The sequence below is a fragment of the Aeromonas sp. FDAARGOS 1406 genome (assembly GCF_019048565.1).
Classification (GTDB): Bacteria; Pseudomonadota; Gammaproteobacteria; order Enterobacterales; family Aeromonadaceae; genus Aeromonas; species Aeromonas caviae.
This window is the reverse complement of record NZ_CP077378.1, coordinates 3,563,339-3,572,500: the sequence shown is the minus strand read 5'-3', so window position 1 is coordinate 3,572,500 and position 9,162 is coordinate 3,563,339. Positions and strand designations below refer to the sequence as shown.

The window sequence follows — 9,162 nt, the reverse complement described above, 5'->3', positions numbered from 1 at the left end:
CGACCCCACCAGCCATACCATGACCTGCTTCATCTCTCGTTCCCCCTCATCTCTTTGCACCCGGTTGCGCCCCATTTTGCGCCCTCATGCTCCCATAACAGGGAGTCAAAGAACAATCGCTCAAAATGGCCTTACTCACTATGGGTCAGACCAGTAAAAGGTTTCCCCTGCCGGATCAGAGGCGTAAGCTGGCTCTCCGGCGGGCCTTCATGACGCGCCACGTTTCCCCGATTTCATCAGCAACAGGACGTAACATGATCCGCAAGAATCCCTCAGGTCACCTGCCCGTTATCGACGAATCCGCCTATATCGACAAGACCGCCATCATCTGTGGCAAGGTGATCATCAAGGAGAACGTGTTTGTCGGCCCCTATGCCGTGATCCGCGCAGACGAAGTGGACGAGAGCGGTGACATGGAACCCATCGTCATCGGCGCCAACTCCAACATTCAGGATGGCGTCGTCATCCACTCCAAATCCGGCGCTGCCGTCACCATCGGCGAGTTCAGCTCCATCGCCCACCGCAGCATCGTCCACGGCCCCTGCGAAGTGGGTAACCGGGTCTTCATCGGCTTCAACAGCGTGCTGTTCAACTGCCACATCGGCGAAGGGTCCGTGGTGCGCCACAACTCCGTGGTCGATGGCTGCGATATTCCCCCCGGCTTCTATGTCCCCTCCACCACCCGCATCAACCAGCAGAGCGATCTGGCGCAGATCCCGCGCGTCACCGTGGACGCCACCGAGTTCTCCGAGGATGTGGCTCACACCAACATCGACCTCGTCAAGGGTTACAAGGCGCTCTCCAACGAGTTTTGATCCGGCGAGCGGTTCACGACACACAACGAGCGCCACGGCGCCCGTTGTCACAACTGTAAAGAGGGCGAAAAGAGGGTGTAAAGGTGGTTGAGCCGGGCGCACGCGTCGCGTTTGATGGGGGCGTTCCCATCAATGGAGTCATCATCATGTCACGCTATCCTGTCGCCCTTGCCCTGCTGCTGGGCACCACGCTCCTTCATGCAGGCGAGATGCCGCCCCCGATGGGCGCCCGCCAAGGAGGCCCCATGACACCGTCCTCCTCCGTGCTCTATCACGCCAGCAAGCAGGGGGCGGATCCCCAGGCCCTGGTCCAGGCGCTGTCCAAAAACATTGATGCCGCCAAGCCGGATACCCGCTACGAGGTCACGGTCAGCGTGCGCGAACTGCCGCCCCAGCCACTCAAACCCCAGCCCGCCGGTGCGCCGCTCAAGGGGCAGTGAGATGAGTCTGCACCGCCCTTCACTCTGGCTGCTTGCCATGGCCATCGCCCTGCCCGCCATGGCGGGTCCGGGGAACATTGGCAGACCGGGCGGATGGGAGAGCCCTGCCCCGCAGTACGGCCATGGGGCTGGCCCTGGCTTCGGCCACCGCGTCGACAGGCTGCCGGGAGGGGTGGAAACACTGCTGCTGGCCGGGCTCACCTACTATGTGCTCGACGGCATTTTCTACCGCCGGCAGGAGAACCACTATGTGGTGGTCTCCCCGCCTCCTCAGGTCCTGGTGGTGGCAGAGACAGGGCTCATCCCTCTTGATCTGGATGGCCGCCGCTATTACGTCAGGGAGGGTCACTACTACCTGCGAGAAATGGACGGGCGCTACACCGAGGTGCCGCCGCCAGCGGCGCTGCGCTGAATCGCACGGAGGAACAGATACGAGCAGGGGGCCTTGGCCCCCTCTTTCATTACAGGGGTTTTACCCCACTCGGGTCTGAGCCGCGTACCTCAGGACGGGTCATGCACTGGCAGCGTCATGGTCACTCTCAGCCCCCCCTGTGCGCGATTGCGCGCCTGGATGGTACCGCCCTGCAGAATCACCGCCTTGCGGGCGATGGCGAGCCCGAGCCCGTAGCCCTTGCCCATGCGGGGTGAGCCGATGCGCACGAAGGGGTCGAAGATCCCCGCCAGCTTCCCCTCCTCCACCCCGGGCCCCCGATCGGCGATGGAGAGCTGCATCTCCTGGCCCAGGCGCAGCACGCGAACATTCACCATCTGGCCCGACTGCGAGAAACGCAGGGCGTTGCGCACCACATTATCCACGGCGCGGCGCACCAGCTCGGCATGCCCCAGCAGGAGGCAACCCTCCCCCAGCGCCGCCTCGAGCGCTATCTCGACTCCGGATTGCTGGGCTTCGAACCTGGCATCCTGGACGACGGTCTCCACCAGCGCCAGCAGGTCGTAGTGGCTCTGCTCAAGCCCGTGGCCCTGCTCGGCACGGGAGAGGGTCAGCAGCTCCCCTATCATCCTGTCCATCCGCTCCGTCTCGAGCCGGATCCGCGCCAGGGCGTCGCTCGCCTTCTCCGGGCGCTGCTCCGCCAGGCCGATGGCCATCTGGATGCGGGCCAGGGGGGATCGCAGCTCGTGGGAGACGTCGTGAAGCAGCTGCTCGCGCCCCTCGACCAGTTGCTGCAACCGCTCCACCATGAGATCGAACTCCTTCGCCACCTCCGTCAGCTCGTCCCGGCGCCAGCGCAGAGCGGGCCAGAGTCTGACCTCCAGATCCCCTCTGGCTACCCGATCGAAGCTGCGCCGCAGGGCGTTCATGGGCCGGGTCAGGTGCCAGGCGAACAGAATGCTGAACAAGAGTCCCCCCAGGCCGCCAATCCAGAGCATGGGCGGAGGAATGTTGAGCCAGGAGAGGAGGCCGGGAGCAAGCCCGCCGGGGAGGACGCGCGGGTCCGCTCTGGTCTGCAGCAGATAGGTCTGCCCGTCGCTGGCAATCACGGTGCGTGTCAGCACGCTGCCCGGGCCAGGTTCCCCGGAGGCTGGCAGCCTGGATGCCCGGGGCGCTGGCCGGGGAGGCGCATCGGAGACATCAAGGAGTGTTATCTGCAGCAACGGCGGCGACATGGCCTGGCTCAATGCCGTCGCAGCCTCGATTCCCCCCTTTGCCAGCACGGCTGCCGCCATCTCCAGATGCTGGCTCGCCAACTGCTGGGCCAGGTGCTCTTCCGGGGGGTCACGCTCGGCACGAAAACCGAGCCAGAGCAGTTGGCTGACCAGCACGATGGCCAGCCAGAACCCCAGCAGAATCTTCCAGAACAAACGTCCCTTGAGGATCACCGTATCTTGTACCCTATGCTGCGCACCGTCTCTATGGTGACGGCCTCCCCCGCTTTTTGCTGCAGTTTCTGCCTCAGGTTGCAGATGTGCACATCGACGCTGCGATCATAGGCCTCCCTCGGGCGCCCTACCCCTTGCAGGGAGAGGGTGTCCTTGGTGACCACCTGCTCCGGTGCTCGCACCAGCAACACCAGCATGTTGAACTCGGTGGCGGTCAGCTCCAGTGGCTCCCCCTGCCAGAGACAGACCCGGTTGGCCGGGGTGACCGTCAGATCCCCCAGGATGAGGGCATCCGGCGAGGGGGTTGCGCTCCCCCCCTCGTTGACCCGCCGCAGAACGGCCCGCAGCCGGGCCACCAGCTCCCTGGGGTAGCAGGGTTTGGGCACATAGTCATCGGCCCCCATCTCCAGTCCCACCACTCGATCCACGTTGTCCCCCTTGGCGGTCAGCATGATGATCGGCAGGCGGCTGCGCTGGCGCACCTGGCGCAGCACCTCGGTGCCGCTCAAGTCGGGCAGCATCACATCCAGCAGCAGGGCGCTGTAACGGCCGGAGAGGGCATGGTGCACACCTTCCCCTCCGGTCAGCACCTGGGTGGTATCAAACCCTTCTCCCCCCAGGTATTCACTCAACATGGCGCCCAGTTCGGCATCGTCATCCACCAGCAGGATCTTCATATGCGGTCTCCCTTGTCGGCGGCCATTTTCGCCGCTTGCCACGCACTTGGCAGCCATTTTTACGAAACCCTTACGCTTGGCGCAAAGAGCCTTAACCCGGCTCTGGGGTAGAGTGCCGCCGTGATCGTCATTCAGGATACAGGTTGTCATGCCCACGTTCTCCCCTCGTCTCTTCTGGCTGCTGCCCCTGTGCGCCCTCGCCCTGTTGCTGGCCTGGCGCCCCCAGGCCAAGGCACCCGCCAGCGACTACATCACCGCCAGCGCAAAGATCCGGGATCTGGAGCAGCTCATCATGGCGGACGGCACCCTGAAGGCGCGCAAGCAGGTGAGCGTGGGCGCCCAGGTGTCGGGCCAGATCAAGAAACTGCACGTGACTCTGGGGCAGGAGGTCAAACAGGGGGAGCTGCTGGTCGAGATCGACGATCTGCCCCAGCAGAACGCCCTCAAGGATGCCCTGGCCCAGCGCGACAACCTCCAGGCCCAGCTGGATTCCAAAGAGGCCACCCTTCGCAATGCCCGCCTGGCATACCAGCGCCAGCGGCAGATCGTCGCAAGAGGTCTTGGCAGCACGGCCGACCATGACAGCGCCAAGGCGACCCTGGACGAGACCCTGGCCGATATCCGGGCCCTCAACGCCCAGCGGGTGCAGGCCGAGATCGCGGTGGACACAGCCCGGGTCAACCTGGGGTATACCCGGATCCTGGCCCCCCTCTCCGGTACCGTGGTGGCCATGCCGGTGGAGGAGGGGCAGACCCTCAACGCCAGCCAGAGCACCCCTACCCTGCTCAAGATTGCCCAGCTCGACACCATGACGGTGGAGGCCAGGATCTCCGAGGCCGACGTCATCAACGTCCGGGTCGGCATGCCGGTCTATTTCACCATTCTTGGCAACAGCCAGCGCCGCTTCGAGGGATCCCTGCGGGCCATCGAGCCCGCCCCCGACACCATCAATGACGACGACACCACCAGCAGCAGCGACAGCAGCGCCATCTATTATCACGGCCTGTTCGAGGTGCCCAACCAGGACGGTCAGCTCAGGATCAGCATGACGGCCCAGGTCTATCTGGTGGTCGCCCGGCTCAAAGATGCGCTGGTGATCCCGGCCATCGCCCTGCAGGGGGATCAGGTCAGGGTGATCGACGACGGAGGCCGGATCAGCCTGCGCCGGGTCAAGGTCGGCCTGAACAACAAGGTGGATGCCCAGATCCTGTCGGGCCTGAGCACCGGTGAGCGGGTCATCGTCAGCGAAGTGAACGCAGGCCAGAGCAACGCCGCCGGGGGCATGCCGCCCCCCATGGGGATGTGACCATGGGCGCCTTGTTGCAACTGCGGGGCATCCGCCGCCACTTCAAAGAGGGTGAGCGCACCGTCACCGTGCTCGATGGCATCGATCTGGCGATCGCCCGTGGAGAGATGGTGGCCATCGTCGGCGCTTCGGGCTCCGGCAAATCCACCCTGATGAACCTGCTGGGCTGCCTGGATCAGCCGAGCGAGGGGGCCTATCTGGTGGCCGGGCGCGATACTGCCACCCTCAGCCGGGACGAGCTCGCCGCCCTGCGCCGGGAGCACTTCGGCTTCATTTTCCAGCGTTATCACCTGCTGGCGGATCTCGATGCCCGCACCAATGTGGAAGTGCCCGCCCTCTACGCCGGTCTGGATCCGGCCGAGCGACGCCAGCGGGCCGAGGCCCTGCTGACCCGCTTCGGCCTCGCCAGCCGGCTCGAACACAAGCCAAGCCAGCTCTCCGGCGGCCAGCAGCAGCGGGTCAGCATCGCCCGGGCCCTCATCAACGGCGGCGAGGTGATCCTGGCCGACGAGCCGACCGGGGCCCTCGACAGCCAGAGCGGCGCCGAGGTGATGGCGAGCCTTCAAGCTCTGCATCGCCAGGGCCACACCCTGGTGATCGTCACCCACGACATGGACATCGCCCGCCACGCCGAGCGGATCATCGAACTGAAAGATGGCCGAGTGATCGCCGATCGCCGCACGCGCGAGCCACAGGCCCTTCCCCAGGCGACCCAGGCCGCCACCAAGACGTCCGCCAGGGGGAAGACCCCGCTGATGGCGGGGCTCGGGAATGCCCTGCAGATGGCCCTCAAGGCCATGGTTGCCCAGCGTCTGCGCACCTTTCTCACCATGCTCGGCATCATCATAGGTATCGCCTCGGTGGTGACCGTGGTGGCCCTCGGGCAGGGCTCCCGGGAGCGAGTGCTGGAGAACATCAACGCCATGGGCACCAGCACCCTGGAGGTGTTCCCCGGCCGCGGCTTCGGGGACATGCGCTCCGCTACCATACAGACGTTGCGGCTCGGGGACGCCGAGGCCATCGCCCGGCTGGACTACGTGCACAGCGTCACCCCCAGCCTCAGCACCAGCGCCACCCTGCGCCTTGGCAGCACCGCCGTCTCCGGCACCATCAACGGCGTCGGCGCCCAGTTCTTCCAGGTCAGGGGCTATCGCCTGGCCCAGGGCATGGGCTTTGATCGCCAGAGCGAGGAGAGCCTGGCCCAGGAGGTGGTGATCGACGAGCACACCCGGGACAAGCTGTTCGCCCCGACCCAGTCCCCCCTGGGCCAGGTGATCCTGCTGGGGGATCTGCCCTGCCGGGTGATCGGGGTCGCCATCAAGAACCAGAGCGGCTTTGGCAGCGACGAGACCCTCAACGTCTGGATCCCTCATACCACCGCCATGAGCCGCCTGCTGGGGCAGAGCCATCTGCGCAGCATCAGTGTGCGCGTGCGGGACGAGGTGAGCCTGGACGCCGCCCAGGACGGCATCAGCCGCCTGCTCACCCTGCGCCACGGCAGCCAGGACTTCTTCCTGCTCAACACCGACAGCATCCGTCAGACCATCAGCCAGACCAGCGCCACCCTGACCACGCTGATCGCCCTCATCGCCCTCATTTCCCTGATCGTCGGGGGCATAGGGGTGATGAACATCATGCTAGTCTCGGTCACCGAGCGCACCCGGGAGATAGGGGTGCGGATGGCGGTCGGCGCCCGGACCCGGGATATCCAGCAGCAGTTCCTCATTGAAGCCGTGCTGATCTGCCTGCTGGGGGGCGTGCTCGGCATCGCCCTCTCCCTGGTAGTGGGCCAACTGTTCGACCACTTCAGCAGCGGCGTCCGGATGAGCTACTCCCTTGCCGCCATGGGGGTGGCCTGCCTTTGCGCCAGCCTGATCGGGGTAATATTCGGCTTCGCCCCGGCCCGCCGGGCCGCCAAGCTGGAGCCCATCCACGCACTGGAGCGCGAATAGCCCGCATTGACGCCGGGGTGACGCCACTCACCCCGACACCGGATCGGGGGCCGATGCCCGGCCCCGCCACCAAGCCTGAACGCCCGCACTTCTTCCCTGAATGCGCGGGTTCTTTGACCGGGTCCCGTACCCGGTCTTTTTTGTCTCCCGCCCGCCACACCCACAAAAAAAGCCGCCCGAAGGCGGCTCTTGTCATCACGGGCCAGGCGGTTACCCCGGGCCATCAGGCGCCGATGATGCCGCCATCGTCCCGGGTGATCCGCAACACAGCGGAGCGGGGGATGGCGGTGCCGCCGTCCGGGAAATGGGAGGGAGCCCCCTCCTCACCCGGGTGCTGCACCCCGACGAACATGGTGCGCCAGTCTGGCGTGAAGGTGAGGCCCGTTATTTCGCAGGCCACGGGGCCGGTCAGGAAGCGGCGCACCTCGCCGCTCGCGGGATCGGCGCACAGCATCTGGTTGTTGCCCATGCCGGCAAACTGCTTCTCGTTGGAGTAATCGCCGTCGGTCTGGATCCAGAGCCGCCCCGCCTCGTCGAAGCCGATGCCGTCCGGGCTGTTGAACATGTTGTCCGGATGGATGTTGGCACTGCCCGCCATCAGCCCCTCCTTGTGCACGCCAGGGTTGCCCGCCAGCAGGAAGAGATCCCACTCGAAGCTGTCGCTCCCGTGATCGTCCCCCATCGGGCGCCAGCGGATGATCTGGCCATAGGGGTTCTCGGCCCTGGGGTTGGCGCCATCGAGAGGTTGGTTCTCCTTGATGCCGCGGTTCTTGTTGTTGGTCAGGGTGCAGTAGACCTCGGCCCTGTGGGGATGCACGGCCACCCACTCGGGCCTGTCCATGGTGGTGGCGCCGAGCCGGGTCGCCGCCTCCCGGGCGAAGATGAGCACCTCCCCCTGATCGGCGAAGCCGTTCTCCCGGGTCAGACCATGCTCGCCGTGCACCAGGGGCAGCCACTGGCCGGTGCCCTTGAGCTCCCCCTCCCTGGCCTCGAAGCGGGCCACATAGAGGGTGCCCTCGTCCAGCAGATCCCGGTTGGCGGGGTCATTGCCCGGCGCCACCTTGTTCTTCGAGACGAAGCGGTAGATGTGCTCCCCCCGCTCGTCATCGCCGAGGTAGACCACGGCGCGGCCATCCTGGTTGACGGTGAAGGCCGCATTCTCATGCTTGAAACGGCCAAGGGCGGTGCGCTTCTTCGGGGTGGAGGCGGGATCGCGGGGATCGATTTCCACCACCCAGCCGAAGCGGTGCGGCTCCTGGGGATGCTTCGCGAGATCGAACCGCTCGTCAAATTTGTGCCAACCAAAGCCCGCATCCTCGGCGGCCAGACCGTAGCGGGCGGCGCGCTGGTCCAGCGCCGGCTTGCCCTCGCTACCGAAGTAGCCGTTGACGTTCTCCTCGCAGGTGAGGTAGGTGCCCCAGGGGGTCTGGCCATTGGCGCAGTTGTTGAAGGTGCCAAGGGCGGTGCGCCCCTCGGGATCGGCCTGGGTCTTGAGCAGGGCATGGCCCGCCGCCGGGCCGCTCAATGTCATGGGGGTCGTGGCGGTGATGCGGCGGTTGAGGGCCCCCTTGGGGTTGGCCTGCCACTTGTCATCGATGCGCACCAGCTCCACCAGGGAGACCCCGTGGGCCGCCTGGGCCTTGGCGACAGCCTCTGCACTGAGGGTCTTACCGCCATCCGCAAACAGGTATTCGTAGTTGGTGTATTCGTTGTTGACGGCGAGCAGGGCGCGATCCGGGCCCAGGGGGAAGAAGCTCATACCGTCGTTGTTGTCGCCAAACTGGCGGGCCTGGGCCTTGGCGTCGTTGCTTTGGGCAAAGGCGGGGGCATCGGGGAAGAGGGCATCTCCCCAGGCGATCAGCACCTCGGCCTTGTAGCCGGGCGGCACCACTATGGTGTCGGCCACCGAGGCGGGCACGGCCTGGAAGCCAAGCAGCGGCCGGGTTGCGGCGGCCACGGCCTGGGCCACGGGGCTCGCGGCAAAGAAGGCCACCATGCTGGCGGCGCCCACCCCTTTGAGGAAGCCACGGCGGCTGAGACCCGCCTCGATGAGGCGGTTGAACGCCGGCTCCTGCTCGCGGGGGTGGTTGGCACTGTCTTTCTTGTCAAAACGGCTCATCGGCTTTTCCTTGT

General features: G+C 65.9%; 9 protein-coding genes (1 of these 9 running past the window's edge). 5 read left to right on the top strand and 4 right to left on the bottom strand.

Annotated elements, in window-relative coordinates; all coding sequences use genetic code 11:
* Positions 1-33, bottom strand: the 5' end (the start) of a protein-coding gene (locus I6L36_RS16975) for a ribonuclease (RefSeq protein ID WP_109112567.1). Its footprint begins 609 nt before the window's first position; only the first 33 of its 642 coding nucleotides appear in the window; its start codon is at positions 31-33; the stop codon falls past the left edge of the window.
* A 221-nt stretch (positions 34-254) separates the two neighbouring features.
* On the opposite strand from I6L36_RS16975, the gene I6L36_RS16970 reads away from it, so the two are divergent.
* The 3 genes from I6L36_RS16970 (at position 255) to I6L36_RS16960 (ending at position 1,667) form a co-directional block, all read left to right on the top strand.
* On the top strand, positions 255-815 hold the full coding sequence (locus I6L36_RS16970; protein WP_041994991.1) for a carbonate dehydratase: 561 nt from the start codon (positions 255-257) through the stop codon (positions 813-815).
* A 146-nt stretch (positions 816-961) separates the two neighbouring features.
* Positions 962-1,255, top strand: a complete 294-nt coding sequence (locus I6L36_RS16965; protein WP_109112557.1) for a hypothetical protein — start codon at positions 962-964, stop codon at positions 1,253-1,255.
* Between the two features lies 1 nt (position 1,256).
* Positions 1,257-1,667 (top strand): DUF6515 family protein, encoded by a 411-nt coding sequence (locus I6L36_RS16960; protein ID WP_109112558.1) that lies wholly within the window; start codon positions 1,257-1,259, stop codon positions 1,665-1,667.
* An 89-nt stretch (positions 1,668-1,756) separates the two neighbouring features.
* Here I6L36_RS16960 and I6L36_RS16955 read toward each other — a convergent pair whose 3' ends face one another.
* Entirely contained in the window at positions 1,757-3,076 is a 1,320-nt protein-coding gene (locus I6L36_RS16955) for an ATP-binding protein (protein WP_254203443.1), read from the bottom strand.
* A gap of 14 nt (positions 3,077-3,090) precedes the next feature.
* Positions 3,091-3,771: a response regulator transcription factor gene (locus I6L36_RS16950; RefSeq protein ID WP_010672948.1), complete on the bottom strand. Its 681-nt coding sequence runs from the start codon at positions 3,769-3,771 to the stop codon at positions 3,091-3,093.
* A 148-nt stretch (positions 3,772-3,919) separates the two neighbouring features.
* On the opposite strand from I6L36_RS16950, the gene I6L36_RS16945 reads away from it, so the two are divergent.
* On the top strand, positions 3,920-5,077 hold the full coding sequence (locus I6L36_RS16945; RefSeq protein WP_109112560.1) for an efflux RND transporter periplasmic adaptor subunit: 1,158 nt from the start codon (positions 3,920-3,922) through the stop codon (positions 5,075-5,077).
* A gap of 2 nt (positions 5,078-5,079) precedes the next feature.
* The gene (locus I6L36_RS16940; RefSeq protein WP_109112561.1) at positions 5,080-7,029 is read left to right on the top strand and encodes a MacB family efflux pump subunit; all 1,950 of its coding nucleotides are present in this window, start codon (positions 5,080-5,082) and stop codon (positions 7,027-7,029) included.
* A gap of 223 nt (positions 7,030-7,252) precedes the next feature.
* On the opposite strand, the gene I6L36_RS16935 is transcribed toward I6L36_RS16940, so the two are convergent.
* A complete protein-coding gene (locus I6L36_RS16935) occupies positions 7,253-9,148 on the bottom strand; it encodes a PhoX family phosphatase (RefSeq protein ID WP_109112562.1) in 1,896 nt (631 codons plus the stop codon).
* Positions 9,149-9,162: the final 14 nt, after the last annotated feature.